We start from the raw sequence: 20,889 nt of genomic DNA, 5'->3' as shown, positions 1-20,889 counted from the left end.
CTCCTGCAGGGATTTCCGGCCCGTACCCTGCCGGCGGGCATGACTCCGGCGCCGCACCTGCCGGTGGCCCGCGTGCTGGTGGACTCTCCGCTGCCCCACCTGGACCGTCCCTTCGACTACGCCGTGCCGGTGGAGCTGGACGCCGCCGCGCAGCCGGGGGTGCGGGTGAAGGTCAAATTCAGCGGCCAGGACCTCGGCGGGTACCTCCTGGAACGCGTTGCCGAATCGGACGCGGGCCACACCCTGCTGCCGTTAGCCAAAGTGGTGTCCGCGGTTCCGGTCCTGACGCCTGCCGTGCGGGATCTTGCCCTGACTGTGGCCGCCCGCTACGCGGGCACCGTCAGCGACGTCCTGCGTGTGGCAGTGCCCCCACGGGTGGCGAGTGTGGACAAGGACTACCTGGCAGCGGCCGGGCAGGCGCCGCCTCCGCAAGAGACGCCCGGTTCGGCGGTAGCGCGCCCGGCCGCGCCTGCCGCCTGGTCCGCCTACCGCAACGGTCCCGCCTTCCTCCGGCACCTGGCCGACGGCGGGTGCCCGCGCGCCGTCGTCAACCCGCTTCAGGGGTTTGGTCCCGCGGGCTGGCCGCACCTTCTCGCCGCCGCCGTCGCCGCAGTCCATGCGTCCGGTCGCGGCGCCATCGTGGTGGTGCCGGACCAGCGCGACCTGGGAAGGCTGGAAGCGGCGCTGGCGGAGCTGGTCCCCGCCGGTGCCGTCGCCCGGCTGACGGCCGAGGACGGGCCCACCCCCCGATACAGCAACTTCCTCCGCGTCCTGGCCGGGACGGCGAGCGTCGTGATCGGTACCCGCTCCGCGGCGTACGCGCCGGTACGGAACCTGGGCATGGTGGCCTGTTGGGACGACGGCGACGACCTCCACCTTGAACAGCGCGCCCCCTATGCCCACACCCGGGAGGTCCTCCTGCTGCGGGCCGGGCAGGAAAACGCAGCATGCCTCCTGGCCGGGCACTCCCGGAGCACGGAGGTCCAGAGGCTCGTGGAGTCCGGTTGGGCACTTCCCGTCGAGGCCGACCGGCCGGAGGTGCGGCGCTCCGTGCCGCGTGTGCTGAACACCGCAGACAGCTTCGAGCAGGAACGCGACCCCCTCGCCAGGATCGCGCGGCTGCCCGGTGCCGCCTGGCGGGCAGCCCGGGAGGGCCTGCAGCGCGGCCCGGTCCTTGTCCAGGTGGCCCGTGCCGGCTACCTGCCGTCCCTGGCCTGCGAAACCTGCCGCGAACCTGCGCGCTGCCAGTCCTGCCAGGGACCGCTGGCCTTCGCCGCCGGCAGCTCGCCGGCGCCCCAATGCCGCTGGTGCTCCACCACTGCGCCCGACTGGGCCTGCCCGCACTGTGGGGGCCGCCGGCTGCGGAAAGGCGCCACCGGGGTGCTGCGCACGGCCGAGGAACTGGGCCGCGGCTTTCCCGGGAAAACGGTTATCACGTCCTCCGGGGACCAGGTGAAGGCAACCGTCGGCCCGGCGAAGGCCCTGGTGGTGGCGACCATCGGTGCAGAACCTGTGGCCGACGGCGGCTACGCCGCGGCGCTGCTGCTGGACGGGGACTCACTCCTTCGGCGGGAGAACCTGCGCGCCGGCGAGGACACCGTGCGGCGTTGGTTTAACGCTGCTGCCTTGGTCCGTCCGGCGGCGGAGGGCGGCCTCGTGGTGGTCACCGCAGCGGAAACGGCCGCAGTCGGGGCGCTGCTTCGCTGGGATCCCGCAGGCTACGCAGCGCGCGAGCTCGCCCTGCGGGCTGACCTCCAGCTGCCCCCCGCTGTCCGCGTTGCCGCAGTCACGGGACCACGGACCGCCGTCGAACATTTCACCGCCGCGGCTGCGGCCGACCTTGCGGCAGCGGACATCACGCTCCGCACCGCCGGCCCCGCCCCGCTGCTCCACGGTGCCGCCGGATCCCGGCGCCCGGCCGAGGACGTGCGGACGCTGCTCTTCTTTCCGTATGGCCAGGCAGCCGCCGTCGTCCGCGTTCTCCGGGCCGCAAAAGCCGCCGCCGCGGCGAAACGCACCGACGAACCTGTGCAGCTGCGCCTGGACGGCGTCGACGTCCTTTAGCGCCGGCGGCGCGCCACGATTTCCGCTGCCACATCCACCAGCTGCCGGGCGGATTCATCCCAGCTGAATTCGGCGGCGCGTGCCACCGAACGGCGGGAGGCGGCCTCCCAGCGGTCCGGATCCCGCAGGCGCAGCACCGCATCGCTGAACTGGCGGGGGGAGTCCGGATCCACGTAGCTGGCGGCATCGCCGCCAACTTCACGGAAGATAGGAATGTCGCTGGCGATCACCGGGGTTCCGACGGCCATGGCTTCCACCAACGGGAGCCCGTAACCCTCCGCACGGGAGAGGCTCACCAGCGCCGCGGCCCTGCGCAGCAGCCCGTCGTACTCCTCGTCCGTGACCCCGTTGTGGAACACCACCGACGCGCCCGGCGGTACCAGCGCCTCGAGTTCAGCCCGGCGCGCAGGCGTAATCCGGCTGAGCAGGTGCAGGGTGTAGTCCGGCAGGCCGGCCATGCCCGCCACCATTGCCTCGACGTTCTTGTATGGCATGAAGGAACCCATGTACAGCAGCGATTTTTCCGCTCCCGCGGCGGCGTCCCGGGGTTCTTGCCCCGGTTGCGGAGCGTTGCTGATGATCCGTACGGGGCGCCGGGTAAGGCGGTATTTCGCGATCAGAGCCTCGGTTGTGCGGCTGATCGTGGCCACCGTGTCCGCCCGGTCCAGGAGGAGCCGCTGTGGCCAGAACGCCTTGTGGTAAAGGCGCCACAGGAGCCGGACCGGAGCGGGCAGGAAGCCGGGCGGTGCCGGGTGCTCATAGTAGATGAGGTCATGAAGCGTAAGCACCAGTCCGTAGCGCCGGCCCCAGCTGCCCATCGTCTGCATGGGGCACACCACCACGTCCGCGCCCAGCTTGTTGACGGTGTGCGCCACGAAGAGTTCGCGGGGGGATAACGGGCTGTTGATCAGCGTAAAGGGAACATCGGGCAGGAGCGCCAGTTGCCGGACATCCGAGATGAGCATCGACACGTCGGCGATGCGGGCGGTTGCGGCGATCAGGCTGGCGCCGTAGCGGCTGATGCCGTCGTGGTGGCCGAGCCTGGTAAAACGTGCATCGATGATGATTTTCACGCGGGATGGTCCTTCAGGAAGCTGCGGATGAGGCGGGCCGCCGGCTCCGGCGTTTCGTAGTGGATCAAATGTCCGACGCCGGGAATCACCTTCAGTTCGGCGTCGGGCAGGAGAACTGCCAGGCGGCGCTGGTCAGGCAGGGCGGCTATCTCGTCCTTTTCGCCCGCGATGAGCAGCACGGGCAGGGCCAGGCTGCCGGCCACTTCCGCCACGTGGCTTCCCACAGATGCCCGGAACGACTCAAGCAGGCTGTCGCGGCTTGCGAAGGCGCTGAAGTAGGCACGGTGCTGGCCATGGATGAAACGGCGCAGTTCCCTGTCCCGGGTTTTCGCCATGGCCCCGCTCATCACGCGGACAATGAGCGGGCTGCGCAGCAGGGCATGGCCCGGGCCGCTGGGAAGCCGGGCCGCCAGCATGTAATAGAGGACAGCGAGCCGGGTCATGATCCCCTTGCGGCCCTCAAGCGCCGGTGCCGCAATGGGGTTGACCAGAATGAGGGGCGTCACCGCGCCCGGGTGGTTGGCCACGAAGTGTGCAGCCACGATGGAACCGAACGAGTGGCCGAGGAGTACGGTGTCCGGCCCCAGGTCGAGGGCAGCCAGAAATTCAGCGATGAACCTGCCATAGCCCGCCACGGAGTGCTCGCCCGTCCGGAACGCCGTGGAAGCCCCGAAGCCTGGCAGGTCCGGCATGATGATGCGTGTATCCGGCAGCAGGTCGGCCACCCGGAGGAGTCCGTGGTGATCCCCGCGGAAGCCGTGGATCACCAGGATTGTGCGGGTGTCCGGTGCGGCCCGTTCCGGTTCGTATCTCCAATACGCCACGGTGGCATCCTCAAGGTCCACCGTGGCTGCGGTGGTGCGCGCCGCCAGGCCGGGGCTGAAGTAACGGGACGCGGGGGACCGGCCGGTGTTTGCTGTTTCCATGCTGCGCCCTTAGTTGACGTTGTCCGGGTGGGAGCCGGTGCGCTGGCCCCGTTCCAGGCCGGCGAGCGCGGCCATGTCCCGGTCCGAAAGTTCAAACCCGAAGATGTCCAGATTTTCGCGGATGCGTGCTTCGGAGCTGGCTTTGGGGATGGCAATGTTTCCCAGCTGCATGTGCCAGCGCAGGATCACCTGCGCCGGACTCCGGTGGTGTTCGGCGGCGCAGGCGGCCACCACGGGGTCGGCAAGGACCTGGCCGCGGCCCAGGGGGCTCCACGCTTCGGTACGGATTCCCAGTCCCGCGTGGATGGCGCGGAGCTCTTCCTGTTGCAGCCAGGGGTGCAGTTCCACTTGGTTCACCGCGGGCACCACCTCTGCGGTCTGCAGGAGCCGGTCCAGGTGGCCGGGCTGGAAGTTGCTGACGCCGATGGCGCGGACCCTGCCCTCGCGGTACAGCGTTTCAAGGGCCCGGTAGGTGTCCGGGAACAGGCCGCGCCTGGCGCACGGCCAGTGGATGAGGTACATGTCCACGTAGTCCAGGCCCAGATTGACCATGGAGGTGTCGAAGGCCTTGAGCGTGGCGTCGTAGCCGTGGTCGTCATTCCAGACCTTCGTGGTGACGAAGATGTCCTCCCTTGACAGGGCAGGGGAGAACTCCCCGGATCCGCCGTTGTCCGGGTGGCCGTCCAGTTGGGAACTGATTCCGCGGGCGACGCCGGTCTCGTTGCCGTACATGGCCGCGGTGTCGAAGTGCCGGTAGCCGGCGCTGAGCGCCGTAGCCACCACGTCCGCGGCATCCGCGGGAGGCACCTTGTAGAGTCCGAATCCCAGCTGGTCGATCAGCACGCCGTTGTTCAGGCTGAGCCGCGGTGATTTCCTCATGGCTTCGACTTTACCCACTTCAGGCCGTGACGCCCTCGAACTCCACCAGGCGGCGCGCGGTCCCTTCGTCCAGGATGAGGTCGGTGGCCAGTCCGGCGGCCAGCGCCCCGCGGACGCCGTTGACCTTGGACTCACCGGAGACCACGCAGATCCGGCGGCGCACCTGGCGCAGCTGGGCCAGTGACGGGCCCGTGGAGCGCTCATTCAGGACGATGCCGTCGGAGGACCCGTCGCCCCGGAAGAAGACCGTGGCCACGTCTCCCACGACATCCGAGGCGGCCAGGGTGTTCAGGTCCGACTCGTCCAGGTAGCCGCCGGCGTAGACGTGGCTTGGGAAGTCGGCGTGCACGGAGCCGACACCGAAGATCGCTATGCTCATCTTTGCCTGGAGGGCCAGGATCCGCTGCACGCTGCGCTCATTCCACATGGCCGTTTTAGTGGCGGCATGGTCGAAGAATGCGGGAACCGGGAACTGCTCCACCCGGGCACCGTAGGCGGTGCCGAACCGGCGCATGATGTCGCTGGCGTACGTAAGGCCGGTGGTGTGCATATTGCCCGCCCCGTTCAGCTGGACGATCACGCTGTCATGGGTGATCTTGCGGGTAAGGTGCCTGCTTACGGCACTGAGCGTGGAACCCCAGGCCACGCCAATGATGGCGTTTGAATCCACCAGAGGGCCGATCGTCCGGGCAGCCTGCAGGGCCACGCGGTCCAAGGTTTCGGCTTCGTTCAGGCTCTCCAGCACCGGCACCACATGCACGTCCACGTTGTACCGCTGCCGGATCATGCCTTCGAGTTCCGGGCCGGTATCCAGCGGGTTGCGGATCTGGATCTGCACCAGGCCCGTCTCGCGCGCCGAAGACAGCAGCCGCGAAACCGTGGACCGGGACGTGCGCAGCTCGCGGGCAATCGCATCCATGGTCAGGTCCTGGAGGTAGTACATCTGTGCTGCCCGAAGAGCGTCGGCCGTGCGGGAAGGAGCCATCAGATATCCAATCTGCACGTTTGTGCATAGTGCTTGACGCCATTTTCCATCGATTCAAAGAATAGTAGGGAACGGCGGCGCACCCAAGGTGGCCGCACCACACCAAAGCCCAAGGGAGTAGTTTTGGGACGCAAGGAATCAGCCGGCTCCGCCGGTGACGCACTGTTCACGCCGGGTGCCGGACGGCCCTCGGTACGCCGGCTTCGCCAGCGCCCCCATGCCCGGGTCCTGGTGGTGGGCGGCGGCATCAACGGCGTGGGAACCTTCCGTGACCTGGCTCTCCAGGGAGTCGACGTGGCGCTCGTCGAGCGCGGCGACTACTGCCAGGGTGCCAGCGGAGCGTCGTCCCATATGATCCACGGCGGCATCCGCTACCTGGAGAACGGGGAGTTCCGGCTGGTCCGGGAATCCGTGGTGGAGCGCAACCGGCTCCTGCGGATAGCTCCGCATTACGTCAAGCCGCTGCAGACCACCATTCCGATCTTCAGCACATTCTCCGGGGTCCTCGCTGCACCGCTGCGGTTCCTGACGCACAAGCAGCAGGGAAGGCCCAAGGAACGCGGCGCCTTCCTGATCAAGCTGGGGCTCAGCATGTACGACTCGTTCTCACGGGACGGAGGCGCTGTTCCCCGGCACCAGTTCCGAGGCCGCAAACGCGCCCTGGCCGAACTGCCGGAGCTCAGGCACGACGTAAAGTACACGGCCACCTACTTTGACGCGTCCGTGCACAATCCCGAGCGGCTCACCCTGGACGTCCTTCAGGACGGCGAAAAGGCCGGGGCAGCGCCTTCCGGCAGACCCGGCACGTCGGCACGCGCCAGCAACTACGTCTCGCTCGTGTCCATGTCCGGCACGCCGAATCCCGGCACCGGCCGCGGCGGAACCGTGCGGCTGCGTGATGAACTGTCCGGCGAAGAGTTCGACTTCACGGCGGATGTCATCGTGAACACCACCGGCGCCTGGGTGGACCTGACCAACGGGGCCATGGGTGCTGCCTCCTCCTTCATGGGAGGCACCAAGGGCTCCCACATCGTCCTGGACCACCCCGGGCTGCTGACTGCCTGCCGCGGCAGGGAAATTTTCTTCGAACACACGGACGGACGCATCGTCCTGATCTACCCGATGGGGGACCGGGTGCTTGTGGGCACCACGGACGTGGATGCGGACATGTCCCAGGATGCGGTCTGCACCGATGCGGAAATCGACTACTTCTTCGACCTGATCGGCCACGTGTTCCCGGACATCGCGGTCACCCGGGATCAGATCGTCTACACCTTCTCTGGCGTCCGTCCGCTGCCACGCCACGATGCCACCCAGCCGGGATTCGTCTCCCGCGACTACCGGATCGAACGGCGTGCCCCCGAAGCCGGCGGCAGCGGCGCCGTCGTGCTCAGCCTGGTGGGCGGCAAGTGGACCACTTTCCGCGCGCTGGCCGAGCACCTGGCCGACGACGTCCTCACTGAACTGGGTATGACGCGGAAGGTCTCCACGGCGCAGCTGCCCATCGGCGGCGGCGCAGGTTTCCCGTCGGACGATGCCGGTATCCAGCGATGGATCAAGGCGCACATGGGTACCGGGCGCGATGCCGACCGGACCGCACTCCTGCTGACCAGGTACGGCACCCGGGCCGAGGCCGTGATGGAGTACCTCGATGCCGGTCCCGACCGCCTCCTGCATTCCACGAGGGAACTGAGCGTCCGCGAACTGGAATTCATGGCTTCCCACGAACAGGTGGGCCACCTGGTGGACGTGCTTATCCGGCGCACCTCCCTGGCTTTTCGCGGCCTGGTCACCGGTGAGCTCCTCAATGAGGCGGCGGACATCCTGTCCCGCAGCCTCGGCTGGGACACCGCACAACGCTCGGCTGAGATCGCCCATGCACACGATGTGCTGCGGCGGTTCCACCGCGTGGAAACACCCAGCCTGGTCTCCTAGGACCCGCTGCCGGCCGGGCCAGCGTGCCCGGCCACCACCCGGCCTGCCAACCCGCCGCGGGCCGGCAACCTCTACAAAGGAGTCAAAGATGTCTCTTGGAATTGTTTTCCTCTCCGAAGTATTCGGAACGGCGATGCTCACCCTGCTGGGTTGCGGCGTGGTTGCCAATGTCGCCCTACGGGGGACCAAGGGCAACAGCGGCGGGTTCCTGATGGTCACCTGGGGCTGGGGCATTGCCGTGTTCTCCGGTGTGTTCGTCGCCGCCAAATCCGGCGCCCACCTGAACCCGGCCGTGACGCTCGGGCTGCTGGTCAACGGCAAGGGCGAGTATGCGCCGGAAGTCCCGGTGACCCTCGCGTCCACCCTCACCTACTTCGGCGGCGAACTCCTCGGCGCCGCACTCGGGGCAGCGTTCTGCTGGCTCGCCTACAAGCAGCACTTCGATGAGGAGCCGGAGGCAGCCAGCAAACTCGCAGTGTTCTCCACGGGTCCGGCAATCCGTTCCACCCCCTGGAACCTCGTGACGGAAATCATCGGCACGTTCGTCCTGGTGTTCGTCATCCTCACCTTTGGCGGAACGCCCTCGGGTCTTGGTCCCTTGGCCGTCGCGCTGCTCGTGGTGGGCATCGGCGTCTCCCTCGGCGGACCGACGGGCTATGCCATCAACCCTGCCCGCGACCTTGGACCCCGCATCGCCCACGCACTCCTGCCCATCAAGGGGAAGGGCTCCAGCGACTGGGGTTATTCCTGGATTCCGGTGGTGGGACCCCTTGTGGGCGGATCCCTGGGCGGTATCGTCGCCAAGATAGCGCCCATCATTATCATCGCAGCCGCCTGACCCGCAGGACCCGGCTTCGACAGTTTCAAACCTTCACACAGACAAGGACGTCACCATGAACCAGTACGTAATCGCCATCGACCAGGGAACCACCAGCACCCGTGCCATCGTTTTCGACCACAGCGGCAGTATCGTTTCCAGCGGCCAGATGGAGCACGAACAGATCTTTCCGCAGGCCGGATGGGTGGAGCATGACCCCGCCGAAATCTGGAACAACACCCGGGAGGTCATCGGTTCGGCGCTCTCGAAGGCGAACCTCACGCGGCACGATATAGCCGCCGTCGGCATCACCAACCAGCGCGAAACCGCCGTCGTGTGGGACAAAACAACCGGTGAGCCGGTGTACAACGCAATCGTGTGGCAGGACACGCGCACGCAGGCGATCGTGGACGAACTGGCGGCGGACGGCGGCCCCGACCGGTTCAAACAGAAGGTGGGCCTGCCGCTGGCCACCTACTTCTCCGGCACCAAGATCAAGTGGATCCTGGACAACGTCGAAGGCGCGCGCGCAAAGGCCGAAGCCGGCGACCTGGTCTTCGGCAACACCGATTCGTGGGTCCTGTGGAACCTGACCGGCGGCGTTGACGGCGGCGTCCACGTCACCGACGTCACCAACGCATCCCGGACGCTGTTCATGGACCTGGAAACGCTCCAGTGGGACGACGGGATCCTGGGGATCTTTGGGGTTCCGCGGAGCATGATGCCCGAAATCCGGTCCTCCTCCGAAACCTACGGCACCGTGCACACCTCTCAGCTCCTGCGGGAAGTTCCCGTTGCCGGCATCCTGGGCGACCAGCAGGCGGCCACGTTCGGCCAGGCAGCCTTCGAGGCCGGCGAGGCGAAGAACACGTACGGCACGGGCTGCTTCCTGATCTTCAACACCGGCGAGGAGATCGTCCATTCCAAGAACGGGCTGCTGACGACTGTCGGCTACAAGCTCGGCGATGCTGCCCCGCATTACGCCCTGGAAGGCTCCATCGCCGTCACCGGCTCGCTCATCCAGTGGCTGCGGGACAACCTGGGAATGATCAGCAGCGCCCCGGAAGTGGAAACGCTCGCCGCATCGGTGAAGGACAACGGCGGCGTCTACATCGTGCCCGCTTTCTCCGGCCTCTTCGCGCCTTACTGGCGCTCCGATGCCCGTGGCGCGATTGTCGGGCTGACCCGGTTCGTGAACAGGAACCACATCGCCCGTGCTGCGCTGGAGGCCACCGCCTTCCAGACCCGCGAGGTGCTGGACGCCGTGAACGCAGACTCGGGCGTTCCGCTCAGCGAGCTGAAGGTCGACGGCGGCATGGTGGCCAATGATGCACTGATGCAGTTCCAGGCGGACATCCTGGGCGTTCCCGTCATCCGGCCGAAGGTCGTCGAAACCACCGCCCTTGGTGCGGCCTACGCGGCCGGCCTCGCCGTTGGCTTCTGGAAGGACCTGGGGGAGTGCTCTGCCAACTGGTCCGAGGACAAGCGCTGGGAACCGCAGATGGACCAGGCCGAGCAGGAACGGCAGATGCGGCTCTGGAAGAAGGCCGTCACGAAGTCCATGGACTGGGTCGACGAGGACGTGAAGTAGGAGACTCGGCACGAACTTCCGGTGTGGCGGGACAGCCGCCTCACCACGCAAGGAAGGCGGCCGTTGCCCCGTCCGTCCCCTGCTGCTCCCTCCGCTCGCAAGCCCGCGGTGGGGCCTTCGCAGCAGGGGGCCCATCGCGGTGCACGGCACACCCGGGCGGGCGGCCGCCTTCCTTGCTTGCGCTCCCGGTCCGACCGCCTGCATTTTCTGTCCCATCAGCCGGTCGTTTGCGACTGGGGCTGGTTGGGTGCGCTAAAGTGGGTGTATGCGTGCGATCCTTCTGCTTAGTTAGCCGCCGGCTTCCGGATAGCGGACAGCCGAGCGGCAGCCCCTCCATGGTGAGGGGCTTTTGTGTGTCCGGGAGCATTTCCGGTGGCAGCAGGAGGATCAGGCCGTTATGGCAGCACAGATGCCGTAACAGAACAGAAGAGGGCAGCAGTGGGCGTTCAGCCGGAGACAGAGACCGGAACAGCAGCAACAGTGTCAGCGGACGTGCCCGAGGAGGGCACCTACAGCTTCACGGCGATGGAGGCCAAATGGCCGCAGGTGTGGGAGGACCTCAAGGTCTTCACACCCGTCGACGATGGGTCGCGGGAGCGCCGCTACGTGCTGGACATGTTCCCGTACCCCTCCGGTGACCTGCACATGGGCCACGCGGAAGCGTTCGCCATGGGCGACGTGGTGGCCCGCTACCTGCGCCAGAAGGGCTATGACGTCCTGCACCCGATCGGCTGGGACTCCTTTGGCCTGCCCGCCGAAAACGCCGCCATCAAGCGCAACGCCCATCCCAGCGAGTGGACCTACGCCAACATCGACACCCAGGCGGCGTCCTTCAAGCGGTATGCCATCTCCGCGGACTGGTCCCGGCGGCTGCACACCTCGGACCCGGAGTACTACCGCTGGACCCAGTGGCTGTTCAAGCGCTTCTACGAGCGCGGCCTGGCGTACCGGAAGAATTCGCCCGTCAACTGGTGCCCCAAGGACCAGACCGTCCTGGCCAACGAACAGGTTGTCAACGGCGCCTGCGAGCGCTGCGGCACCACTGTCACCAAGAAGTCCCTGAACCAGTGGTACTTCAAGATCACCGAGTACGCGGACCGGCTGCTCGATGACATGGAGCAGCTGCGCGGCCATTGGCCCGAGCGCGTACTGGCCATGCAGAAGAACTGGATCGGCAGATCCGAGGGTGCGCACGTCAACTTCGTGATCGAGGCCGACGGCGGCAGGCCCGCCAGGGAGGTCACGGTCTTCACCACCCGCCCGGACACTTTGTACGGCGCAACGTTCTTTGTGGTGGCCGCAGACGCTCCGCTCGCCGTCGAACTCGTTACGGACGAGCACGCCGCCGCCCTGGACGACTACCGCGAACAGGTCAAGGCGCTTTCCGAGATTGAGCGCCAGTCCACCGAACGCGAAAAGACCGGCGTCTTCACGGGCCGGTACGCCATCAACCCGCTGAACGGCGAGAAGCTGCCGGTATGGGCGGCCGACTACGTCCTGGCCGACTACGGCACCGGAGCCATCATGGCCGTGCCCGCCCACGACCAGCGCGACCTGGATTTCGCCCGCACCTTCGACCTTCCCGTGCGCGCGGTCCTGGACACCGGAGAGGAAGACCCTTCCGTGTCCGGAACCGCAACTGCGGGCGAAGGAACGCTGATCAACTCCGGCGAACTCAACGGGCTGCCCAAGGCGGAGGCCATCCCTGCCGCCATTGCCATCCTGGAACGCCAGGGCACCGGCGAGAAGTTTGTGAACTTCCGGCTGCGGGACTGGCTGCTGAGCCGCCAGCGGTTCTGGGGTACTCCCATCCCGATCATCCATTGCCCGTCCTGCGGCGAAGTTCCGGTGCCGGATGAGCAGCTGCCCGTTACGCTGCCCTCCGACCTGCGCGGCGAGGACCTGTCACCGAAGGGCACCTCGCCCCTGGCTGCGGCCGAGGCCTGGGTGAACGTCGAGTGCCCCACCTGCCATGGGCCGGCCAAGCGGGACACGGACACGATGGACACGTTCGTTGACTCCTCCTGGTACTTCCTGCGCTTCGTCTCGCCGCAGTACACCGAGGGCCCGTTCGACCCGAAGAAGATCAACGACTGGATGCCGGTGGGGCAGTACGTCGGCGGTGTGGAGCACGCGATCCTGCACCTGCTGTACGCCCGGTTCTTCACCAAGGTCATCAACGACCTCGGCCTGATCAAAGCCAACGAGCCCTTCACCGCACTGCTCAACCAGGGCCAGGTCCTCAACGGCGGCAAGGCGATGAGCAAGTCGCTGGGCAACGGTGTGGACCTCGGGGAGCAGCTGGACAAGTACGGCGTGGACGCGGTGCGCCTGACCATGATCTTCGCCTCCCCACCGGAGGACGACGTGGACTGGGCGGACGTCTCCCCGTCCGGCTCCGCCAAGTTCCTGGCCCGCGCCTGGCGCCTGGCGCAGGACGTGGCCAGCGAGCCCGGTGTCGACGTGACCAGCGGTGACCGCGCCCTGCGTTCCGTCACGCACCGGACCATCGCAGATGCCGCCGAACTCCTGGACGCCAACAAGTTCAACGTCGTGGTGGCCAAGCTGATGGAACTGGTCAACGCAACCAGGAAGGCCATCGATTCAGGCGCGGGCGGTACTGACCCGGCAGTCCGTGAGGCGGCCGAGGCGGTTGCCGTGATCCTGAGCCTGTTCGCCCCGTACACGGCTGAGGACATGTGGAACGTGCTGGGGCACCCTGCCTCGGTGGCCAATGCGGGCTGGCCGGCGCACGACGAGTCCCTGCTGGTGCAGGACACCGTCACCGCCGTGGTGCAGGTGCAGGGTAAGGTCCGGGACCGGCTTGAGGTTTCGCCGGATGTCTCCGAGGACACCCTGCGCGAGCTCGCGCTGGCATCGGAGAACGTGCAGCGTGCCCTGGACGGCCGCGGTATCCGTACCGTGATTGTCAGGGCCCCTAAACTGGTGAACATCGTCCCGGCCTAGCCGGAGGACACCTACACCGGGGGAGGCCCGCTTGCCGGACCGAAATGCTGCTGCCTGGCCGTGGCTGAGGGCACGCCTTGCCGGGCTGCGCGCGGCACCCGCGCCGGGGCCAGGCGGAACCCGGCCCGCCGCCGTCGTACGCACTGCCGTGGTGACCGATTCCGCGGCCGCCCTTCCGGCGGAGTGGGCGGCGGGGCAAGGCAGCCTGGACGTGGTTCCCATGCCCGTCATGGTGGGCGATGAGATTTACGGCGAAGGCGAAGACGACATCCTGGAGACCGTTGCCCTTGCCCTGGCCGCGGGCACGCCGGTCAAAACGTCGCGGCCATCGCCCGGGCAGTTTGAACTGGCCTACCGGTCGGCCAGGGACCGCGGTTTTGAGTCCGTAGTGTCCGTGCATATTTCAGGTGAGCTGTCCGGCACCGCGGACGCGGCCCGGCTGGCTGCCTCACGGGTCGACATTCCGGTTGAAGTGGTGGACTCCAGGACCGCGGGCATGGCACAGGGCATGGCCGTCCAGGCGGCCATGGAGGCCGCCGCGCAAGGCCTTCCAGCGAACGAAGTAGCCCAGGCCGCTGCCCGCCAGGCCGGGCGCACCCGGGTCTATTTCTACGTACCCAGCCTTGAGCAGCTCCGCCGGGGCGGCCGGATCGGGGCCGCGGCCTCGTTTCTCGGTACCATGCTGGCCATCAAGCCCATCCTTGCCATGGAAGACGGACGGATTGTTCCGCTCGAGAAAGTCCGCTCGGCCGCGCGCGCCGTGGCGCGCCTTGAGGAGATTGTCGTTGAGGACGCCGCTGCGCGGTCCGGGGAGGTCCGGCTGGCGGTCCACCACTTCGGCAACCGGGAGGAAGCCGGGACCCTCGCCGTCCGGTTGGGAGCTGCCCTGCCTGACTGCCCGCCCGCGCAGATCAGCTCGCTGCCGGCGGTCCTGGCAGCGCATGCCGGCCTGGGCGTGCTGGCGGTCATCGTGGGGGAGGGCAGCCCGGGTTAGCTTCTGGTCGGGACCGGCGGGTTCCACACACAGAAGGTGACACCGAGCAGGTAGCTGCACACGGCGCTATCCACATACGGCGCCGCCCCGTTGTTCCGGTTCATGGCCGGACCATAGGTTGGAGCCATGTCACGCCGGGAGCAAGGAGCATGCCGCCAGGGGCGCCATGCCCGGGACCGGCTGCAGGCCACCCTCGGCGGCCAGCAGGGCGCCTCCCTCCTGCACGGAGGGGAGGGTGCAGAAGCGTTCCAGTACCACGGGGCGGCAGGCGATTCCGGCAGTCGCGGGACCAAGGCGGCCACAACGGGGGAAGTCCGGTCCCGCGGGCTGGCCGAACCGCCGGCGGGCGCAGGTCCACGGCCTGTCCGGCTGCGCTGGCGGATGGGGCTGCGCGTGGCACTTCTCGTGGCCATCCTCGCCCTCTGCGCCGCTGCCGGCTTTTGGTGGCAGGCGGCGGCGGAGCGGCCGGAAGTGTTGCCGCTCAGTGACGTCGTGTCCGAAGAGCCGCCGGGTGACAACTCCGGCACGGCCGGGGGGCCGCCTGACCACGCCGGTGCTGCGGAGGTTACGGCCGAAGAGCCGGCAGGCAGGGTAGTTGTCCATGTGGCCGGGGCGGTGGCAAAGCCCGGGGTTGTCCAGCTTCCGGCCGGCAGCCGTGTGCACCAGGCCATAGCAGCGGCCGGAGGCGCCGGACGCGGCGCGGACCTCAACCGTCTGAACCTCGCCCTTGTGCTTGCCGACGGCTCCAAGATCCAGGTCCCGCGAAAGGGTGAAGTCCTGCACTCCGGCGATGCACCCGGGGACTCCGCAGCAACGGGCACGGCGGGAGAAGATAACGGAAGCGGTGCCGGCGGGACGGACGGCCCCAAGGTCAACCTGAACACGGCCACCCTCGAAGAGCTGGACGCCTTACCCAAGGTAGGCCCTGTCCTTGCGCAGCGCATCCTGGACTGGAGGAAGGACCACGGATCCTTCAAGAGCGCGGAAGACCTGGACGCCGTGGACGGGGTGGGCCCCAGGATGCTTGAAACACTGCTGCCGCTGGTGACTGTATGAGGCGGTTGGATGACGACGAGCCGTAGAAACCCCGCAGTCCGGCATGCCAGCCCGTGGAGCAGGTTTGTGGACTCCGCTGTCCGGGGCGGGAATCCGGGTCCGCCGGCGGGCCAGAGGACATGCGCCACGGCCACACTTCCGTCGGAACAGGCACGCCCGTCGGTGCGTGCCACCGACGCTGTCCGCCGGTGGACACGGAAAGACTCCTCCGGGAGAACGTCCGATGGCGCCCCCAGGGCTCCCCGCCGGCGCACCGACGTGCGGCTCGCCGTTCCCGCTGTGACGGTCTGGTGCGCGTCCGTCGCCGGGCTGTGGCTGATACCTGCTGCACTGGCGGTACTCTGCGCCTTGCTGGCCGGAGCCGCGGCCTGCATGCTCTGCTTCCTGCGCGGACGTGGACCACGCGGCCGGAGCTTCCTTGCCACGGGTGCCGTGGCGCTGCTCCTCGCGGTGGCGGCCGCCGCACATTCGTCTGCAGCGGCCGGGCAGCGTTTCGACGGTCCGGTTGCCGACGCGGTGGCAGCCAAGCGCACGGCCGTGGCCCTGGTCGAAATCGCCGGGCCGCCCAGGGCACTGGTCAATCCGGGAGCGGCCGCGGACCGGGCCGGGGAAGCAGCGGCTGAAGCCGGCCCGGCCGCGTATTCGGAGACCGTGACGCCTGGCCGTTGGGCCGTGCCGGTGTGGACCCGGGAACTGACCGCCGGCAGCACCCTGATCAGGACGCGTGCCCGGCTCGTCGTGATCGGCGGGGGAGGGTGGGGTGCCGTGGTTCCCGGACAGGTCTTCCGGGTGGCCGGTACGCTGCGGCCGGCGGAACCCGGACAGGTGGAAGCGGGCATCCTGGCCGCGTCCGCCGTGATGCCCCCGGCAGGTGCGGGGACGGGGCTTCAGGGCGCGGCCAGGGACCTGAGGACCCGCTTCGTCGCGGCCGCGGCTTTTCTTGCGCCGGACCCCCGGGGACTGCTGCCGGGTATGGTCACAGGCGACACCACAGCGCTGGACAGCGGACTCGAAAGCGCCATGCAAATGGTGGGCATGACCCATCTGACCGCTGTCAGCGGTGCCAACTGCAGCCTGGTCCTGGGCGCGCTCCTCTTCGCCTGCAGGGGGGCGAGGCTGCCGCGGGTTCCGGCCGCGGCGGGCGCCCTGGCGGGGCTTGGACTGTTCGTGGTCCTGGTGGGGCCTGACGCAAGCGTGCTGCGGGCGGCATTGATGGGAGCTGTGGCGGTGGCGGCACTTGCCGGCGGACGGACCGGCCGCGGCCTGAGTTTCCTCTGCGTGGCGGTTATCGGCCTGCTTCTGTCCGACCCCGCCCTGGGCAGCAGCGTCGGCTTCCTCCTGTCCGTCCTGGCAACCTTGGGCATCATCGTGCTCGGCCGCAGGATCATCGAGGCCACGCCACACTGGGTTCCGCGGTGGGCAGCGGCCCTGGTGGCGGTTCCCCTGTCCGCGCAACTTCTTTGCGGGCCCGTGATCGTCCTGCTTGAGCCACAGTTCGCCACCTACTCGCTGCCCGCCAACGTGGTGGCGGCGCCGCTGGTGGCTCCCGTCACGCTCCTCGGGACTGCTGCGGTACCGCTCGTTGCCCTGGCCCCTTGGCTTGCGGCCGCGCTCATTGGGGTGTCGGGAACTTTTTGCGGCGGGGTTGCCGCAGTGGCCAGGGGCGCCGCACGGCTTCCCGGTGCCGCACTGCCGTGGCCGGAGGGACCTGCAGGAATGGCGACCATGGTCCTGCTGTCGGCGCTCACCTACAGCCTCCTGGCCGCCGCATTCCGACCCGCTGCTGCGGCGAGGCTCGTGGTGCGGGCGCACCGGAGGACTGAACGCCTGCTCGAAAACCTGGAGCACACTGTTGCCTCCATAGGCGGTCCGCGCGGCTTGGACGCGGCGCGCGGACATGGCAGGCTTGACTACTCAACAGCACTTTCCGGAAGGAACCCCCGATGGCCGCTGCGCAAAAGCGTGCAACCCGTCCGCCGGCGTCGAACGCGTCTGCCTGGCGGGACGCTGCCCCGGCCGCCGTCGTCCTGGTCAGCGGCCCGGAAGACTACCTGGCCGCCAGGGCGGTGGACAGCATCCGCGCCCAAGTCAGGGCCGCGGACCCGGAGGTGGAGGTAACCCGCATCAACGCTTCCGGCTACGAGGCCGGCACGCTTGCCATGCAGGTCAGTCCCTCCCTTTTTGGCGAAAGCAAGCTCATCGAGGTTGAGGCCGTTGAGGCCATGAATGACGCGTTCCTGACGGACGCCCTGGCGTATCTGGGCCACCCCGGTGATGACGCCGTCCTGGTGCTGCGCCATGCGGGCGGCAACCGGGGGAAGAAGCTGCTGGACGCCATTAAGAAGGCCGGCTGGCCAGTGGTGGACTGCCAGCCGCTCAAGAAGGACGCGGACAAGGCAGCCTTCGTGGCCACCGAGTTCAAAGCCGCTGGCCGCCGGATCGACCAGGAAGCCGTACATGCGCTGGTCAATGCGGTGGGAGCCAATTTGTCCGAGCTCGCCGCGGCCTGCAGCCAACTGATCGCGGACGCGGCCTCGGCGGTGACGGTGGAAGTAGTGGACCGCTATTACGGCGGCCGGATCGAAGCCACCGCCTTCAAAGTGGCTGATGCCGCAATGGCCGGCAACGGCCCTTTGGCGTTGTCCACCCTGCGGCACGCGTTGGCTACCGGCGCCGACCCGGTGCCCCTTGTGGCGGCACTCGCGGCGAAGCTGCGGACTGTTGCCCGGGTTGCCGGCGCCTCCGGATCGGCGGCGCAGGTCGCCGCGGAACTCGGGATGCAGCCATGGCTGGTGGAGCAGGCGCAGCGTGATGTCCGCCGCTGGACCCCGGATGGATTGGTCCGCTCGATCCAGGCCACCGCCGAGGCTGACGCTCAGGTGAAGGGGCTCTCGCGCGACCCCGTTTATGCGGTGGAACATGCCGTCCGTATCATCGCCACGTCGGTCAAGGGCAGGTAGCTCCGCTGAAGCATGCGGCTTAAAGAGGTGTGGCCGGTACCCGAGGGGTACCGGCCACAGCCATCAGTTCAAACGAACTGGAAACCTTACAGTGCGTTGACCTTCTTGGAGATCGCCGACTTGCGGTTCGCTGCGTTGTTCTTGTGCAGAACACCCTTGCTGACAGCCTTGTCCAGCTTGCGGCTGGCAGTAACCAGGGCAGCAGCAGCTGCATCCTTGTCCGTGGACTCAACGGCGGTGTTGACGGCGCGGATGGCCGTCTTCAGCTCGGACTTGACTGCGTTGTTGCGCAGACGGGCCTTCTCGTTGGTGAGGATGCGCTTCTTCTGGGACTTGATATTCGCCACGTGTGAACTCTCTTTTTAATGCGGAAATGGTCTAGAGGGCTTTCAGATTGGCCATTGACTGAGCGGCGTGGGGATACCTATGGCGGCCAACCATCAGTGGCCGTCGACCTGCACGGACACACAGCTATAAAGAATAGCAGGTCAGCGCCCGGGCTGGCCATTTTCAGAACGACCGTGTCCGCTGCGGGACGGCCTCCTCGCCCGCCCGCCAGCGCGGAGCACCGAACCGGCCGGGCTTTGCCACGGCCACGGTCCTGCCCTCCCGGCCCCGGCGGGCCGTGCAGCGGCGGCGGCAATCCGCGCCGGAATGCGGCGGCACGCCCCGGGACGTGGGACACTGGAGGCTGAAGATGTGCGGCCCTCCGAAGGTAACGGTGAACGTTCCTGCCGGCCGGCCGCGGAAAAGCCAACAGTAAGGACCCTGCGTGTCTCCCATGGCCCGCACCGCCCCGGTGCCCGCCGCGACAGATCCGGCCATCATTCGGAACTTCTGCATCATCGCGCACATTGACCACGGCAAGTCCACCCTGGCAGACCGCATGCTGCAGTCCACGGGCGTGGTGCAGGCACGCGACATGAAGGCACAGTACCTGGACCGGATGGACATCGAGCGCGAGCGCGGCATCACCATCAAGTCCCAGGCGGTCCGCATGCCATGGGAAGTCGATGGCGTCAGCTATGCCCTGAACATGATCGACACCCCCGGCCACGTGGACTTTACCTACGAGGTCTCCCGGTCCCTCGCAGCATGCGAAGGCGCTGTGCTGCTGGTTGACGCCGCCCAGGGCATCGAAGCCCAGACCCTGGCCAACCTGTACCTGGCGATGGAAAATAACCTCACCATCATCCCGGTGCTGAACAAGATCGACCTCCCTGCCGCCCAGCCCGAGAAGTACGCCGCCGAACTGGCGAGCCTGATCGGCGGCGAGCCCGAAGATGTGCTGCGGGTGTCGGGCAAAACGGGCGTGGGCGTGGAAGCACTGCTGGACAAGATCGTCATGGACCTGCCCGCCCCCGTAGGGAACGCGGACGCTCCGGCCCGTGCCATGATCTTTGACTCCGTTTACGACACCTACCGTGGCGTGGTCACGTACGTGCGGGTGGTCGATGGCATGCTGCACCCCCGTGAGCGCATCCAGATGATGTCCACCAAGGCCTCGCACGAGCTGCTCGAGATCGGCGTCAGCTCCCCGGAGCCCACACCTTCCAAGGGCCTGGGCGTCGGCGAGGTGGGCTACCTGATCACCGGTGTGAAGGACGTCCGCCAATCCAAGGTCGGTGACACTGTCACAAACCTGGCCAAACCGGCGTCGGAATCCCTCAGCGGTTACGCCGACCCCAAGCCGATGGTGTTCTCCGGCCTTTACCCCCTGGACGGCACCGACTACCCGGTATTGCGCGATGCCCTGGACAAGCTCAAGCTCAACGACGCCGCCCTGATCTACGAACCGGAAACGTCCGCGGCCCTTGGCTTCGGCTTCCGCGTGGGTTTCCTGGGCCTGCTCCATCTGGAGATTGTGCGCGAACGCCTGGAGCGGGAGTTCAACCTGGACCTCATTTCCACCGCACCCAACGTGGTTTACGAAGTGACGATGGAGGACAAGAGCGTCCTCACCGTGACCAACCCCAGCGAGTTCCCCTCCGGCAAGATCCGCGAGGTCCGCGAGCCCATGGTCGCCGCCACCATCCTGGCGCCCAATGAGTTCGTGGGGGCCATCATGGAGCTGTGCCAGGGACGCCGCGGCCAGATGAAGGGCATGGACTACCTCTCCGAGGACCGGGTGGAGCTGCGTTACTGGATTCCGCTGGCCGAGATCGTCTTCGATTTCTTCGACATCCTGAAGTCCAAGACGCGCGGCTACGCATCGTTGGACTGGAAGGCCGACGGCGAGCAGGTCGCCGACCTGGTCAAGGTGGACATCCTGCTCCAGGGCGAACAGGTGGACGCCTTCAGTGCCATCACCCACAAGGACAAGGCTTATGCCTACGGCGTGATGATGACCGGCAAGCTCCGTGAACTCATTCCCAGGCAGCAGTTCGAGGTGCCCATCCAGGCTGCCATCGGATCCCGGATCATCGCCCGCGAAAGCATCCGGGCCATCCGCAAGGACGTCCTGGCCAAGTGCTACGGCGGTGACATCTCCCGAAAGCGCAAGCTCCTCGAAAAGCAGAAAGAGGGCAAGAAGCGCATGAAGATGGTCGGCCGCGTGGAGGTTCCGCAGGAAGCCTTCATTGCCGCGCTGACCACCGACGAGTCCAAGGACAAGGCGAAGAAGTAGTGGTTACCGTGGCCGG

The 20,889-nt window shown here is 67.6% G+C and carries 15 protein-coding genes; 10 read left to right on the top strand and 5 right to left on the bottom strand.

The window, feature by feature from the left end; translation table 11 throughout:
• Positions 1-39 precede the first annotated feature (39 nt).
• A complete protein-coding gene (locus ACIQCN_RS05135; RefSeq protein ID WP_400609851.1) occupies positions 40-2,064 on the top strand; it encodes a primosomal protein N' in 2,025 nt (674 codons plus the stop codon).
• Here the strand turns inward: ACIQCN_RS05135 and ACIQCN_RS05130 are convergent.
• From ACIQCN_RS05130 to ACIQCN_RS05115, 4 genes are read right to left on the bottom strand one after another with little or no spacing between them, the layout of a single operon-like run.
• The gene (locus ACIQCN_RS05130; protein ID WP_400603658.1) at positions 2,061-3,137 is read right to left on the bottom strand and encodes a glycosyltransferase family 4 protein; all 1,077 of its coding nucleotides are present in this window, start codon (positions 3,135-3,137) and stop codon (positions 2,061-2,063) included. The two genes, ACIQCN_RS05135 and ACIQCN_RS05130, sit on opposite strands and share 4 nt — an antisense overlap.
• Positions 3,134-4,063 (bottom strand): alpha/beta fold hydrolase, encoded by a 930-nt coding sequence (locus tag ACIQCN_RS05125; RefSeq protein ID WP_400609722.1) that lies wholly within the window; start codon positions 4,061-4,063, stop codon positions 3,134-3,136. The genes ACIQCN_RS05130 and ACIQCN_RS05125 overlap by 4 nt, the downstream gene beginning before the upstream one ends.
• 9 nt (positions 4,064-4,072) lie before the next feature.
• Positions 4,073-4,942 (bottom strand): aldo/keto reductase, encoded by an 870-nt coding sequence (locus ACIQCN_RS05120; protein WP_400609720.1) that lies wholly within the window; start codon positions 4,940-4,942, stop codon positions 4,073-4,075.
• Positions 4,943-4,961: 19 nt separating this feature from the next.
• A complete protein-coding gene (locus ACIQCN_RS05115; protein ID WP_400603664.1) occupies positions 4,962-5,927 on the bottom strand; it encodes a sugar-binding transcriptional regulator in 966 nt (321 codons plus the stop codon).
• Positions 5,928-6,050: 123 nt separating this feature from the next.
• Here ACIQCN_RS05115 and ACIQCN_RS05110 point away from each other — a divergent pair, with 123 nt between their 5' ends.
• From ACIQCN_RS05110 to holA, 8 genes are all read left to right on the top strand, one after another.
• Positions 6,051-7,862 (top strand): glycerol-3-phosphate dehydrogenase/oxidase, encoded by a 1,812-nt coding sequence (locus tag ACIQCN_RS05110; protein WP_400609718.1) that lies wholly within the window; start codon positions 6,051-6,053, stop codon positions 7,860-7,862.
• Between the two features lie 88 nt (positions 7,863-7,950).
• On the top strand, positions 7,951-8,700 hold the full coding sequence (locus ACIQCN_RS05105; RefSeq protein WP_400603667.1) for an MIP/aquaporin family protein: 750 nt from the start codon (positions 7,951-7,953) through the stop codon (positions 8,698-8,700).
• Between the two features lie 55 nt (positions 8,701-8,755).
• Positions 8,756-10,270 (top strand): glycerol kinase GlpK, encoded by a 1,515-nt coding sequence (glpK, locus tag ACIQCN_RS05100; protein ID WP_400603669.1) that lies wholly within the window; start codon positions 8,756-8,758, stop codon positions 10,268-10,270.
• 438 nt (positions 10,271-10,708) lie between these two features.
• Positions 10,709-13,237 carry a leucine--tRNA ligase gene (leuS, locus tag ACIQCN_RS05095; protein ID WP_400609716.1) on the top strand — a complete coding sequence of 843 codons (2,529 nt, stop codon included), beginning with the start codon at positions 10,709-10,711 and terminating at the stop codon, positions 13,235-13,237.
• Between the two features lie 31 nt (positions 13,238-13,268).
• Positions 13,269-14,231, top strand: a complete 963-nt coding sequence (locus ACIQCN_RS05090) for a DegV family protein (protein ID WP_400609714.1) — start codon at positions 13,269-13,271, stop codon at positions 14,229-14,231.
• A 126-nt stretch (positions 14,232-14,357) separates the two neighbouring features.
• Complete coding sequence (locus tag ACIQCN_RS05085; protein WP_400609712.1) at positions 14,358-15,287, top strand: ComEA family DNA-binding protein; 930 nt, start codon at positions 14,358-14,360, stop codon at positions 15,285-15,287.
• A gap of 162 nt (positions 15,288-15,449) precedes the next feature.
• Positions 15,450-17,405: a ComEC/Rec2 family competence protein gene (locus ACIQCN_RS05080; protein WP_400609710.1), complete on the top strand. Its 1,956-nt coding sequence runs from the start codon at positions 15,450-15,452 to the stop codon at positions 17,403-17,405.
• On the top strand, positions 17,354-18,247 hold the full coding sequence (gene holA, locus ACIQCN_RS05075) for a DNA polymerase III subunit delta (protein WP_400609708.1): 894 nt from the start codon (positions 17,354-17,356) through the stop codon (positions 18,245-18,247). The genes ACIQCN_RS05080 and holA overlap by 52 nt, the downstream gene beginning before the upstream one ends.
• A gap of 86 nt (positions 18,248-18,333) precedes the next feature.
• Here the strand turns inward: holA and rpsT are convergent, their stop codons facing one another.
• Entirely contained in the window at positions 18,334-18,594 is a 261-nt protein-coding gene (gene rpsT / locus ACIQCN_RS05070) for a 30S ribosomal protein S20 (protein WP_056739236.1), read from the bottom strand.
• A 425-nt stretch (positions 18,595-19,019) separates the two neighbouring features.
• On the opposite strand from rpsT, the gene lepA reads away from it, so the two are divergent.
• On the top strand, positions 19,020-20,873 hold the full coding sequence (gene lepA / locus ACIQCN_RS05065; RefSeq protein ID WP_400603680.1) for a translation elongation factor 4: 1,854 nt from the start codon (positions 19,020-19,022) through the stop codon (positions 20,871-20,873).
• Positions 20,874-20,889: the final 16 nt, after the last annotated feature.

Origin of the sequence: Pseudarthrobacter sp. NPDC092424 (genome assembly GCF_044754925.1) — a bacterium.
Taxonomy (GTDB): domain Bacteria; phylum Actinomycetota; class Actinomycetes; order Actinomycetales; family Micrococcaceae; genus Arthrobacter.
Note: the sequence above shows the minus strand (reverse complement) of the source record. Positions and strands in the feature narration are given on the sequence as shown.

Excerpts from the sequence above, each read along its gene's own strand:
- ACIQCN_RS05115 (WP_400603664.1), bottom strand. The coding sequence starts at position 5,927 with ATGGCTCCTTCCCGCACGGCCGACGCTCTTCGGGCAGCACAGATGTAC.
- ACIQCN_RS05120 (WP_400609720.1), bottom strand. The coding sequence starts at position 4,942 with ATGAGGAAATCACCGCGGCTCAGCCTGAACAACGGCGTGCTGATCGAC.
- ACIQCN_RS05135 (WP_400609851.1), top strand. The coding sequence starts at position 40 with ATGACTCCGGCGCCGCACCTGCCGGTGGCCCGCGTGCTGGTGGACTCT.
- ACIQCN_RS05125 (WP_400609722.1), bottom strand. The coding sequence starts at position 4,063 with ATGGAAACAGCAAACACCGGCCGGTCCCCCGCGTCCCGTTACTTCAGC.
- ACIQCN_RS05105 (WP_400603667.1), top strand. The coding sequence starts at position 7,951 with ATGTCTCTTGGAATTGTTTTCCTCTCCGAAGTATTCGGAACGGCGATG.
- ACIQCN_RS05085 (WP_400609712.1), top strand. The coding sequence starts at position 14,358 with ATGTCACGCCGGGAGCAAGGAGCATGCCGCCAGGGGCGCCATGCCCGG.
- glpK (WP_400603669.1), top strand. The coding sequence starts at position 8,756 with ATGAACCAGTACGTAATCGCCATCGACCAGGGAACCACCAGCACCCGT.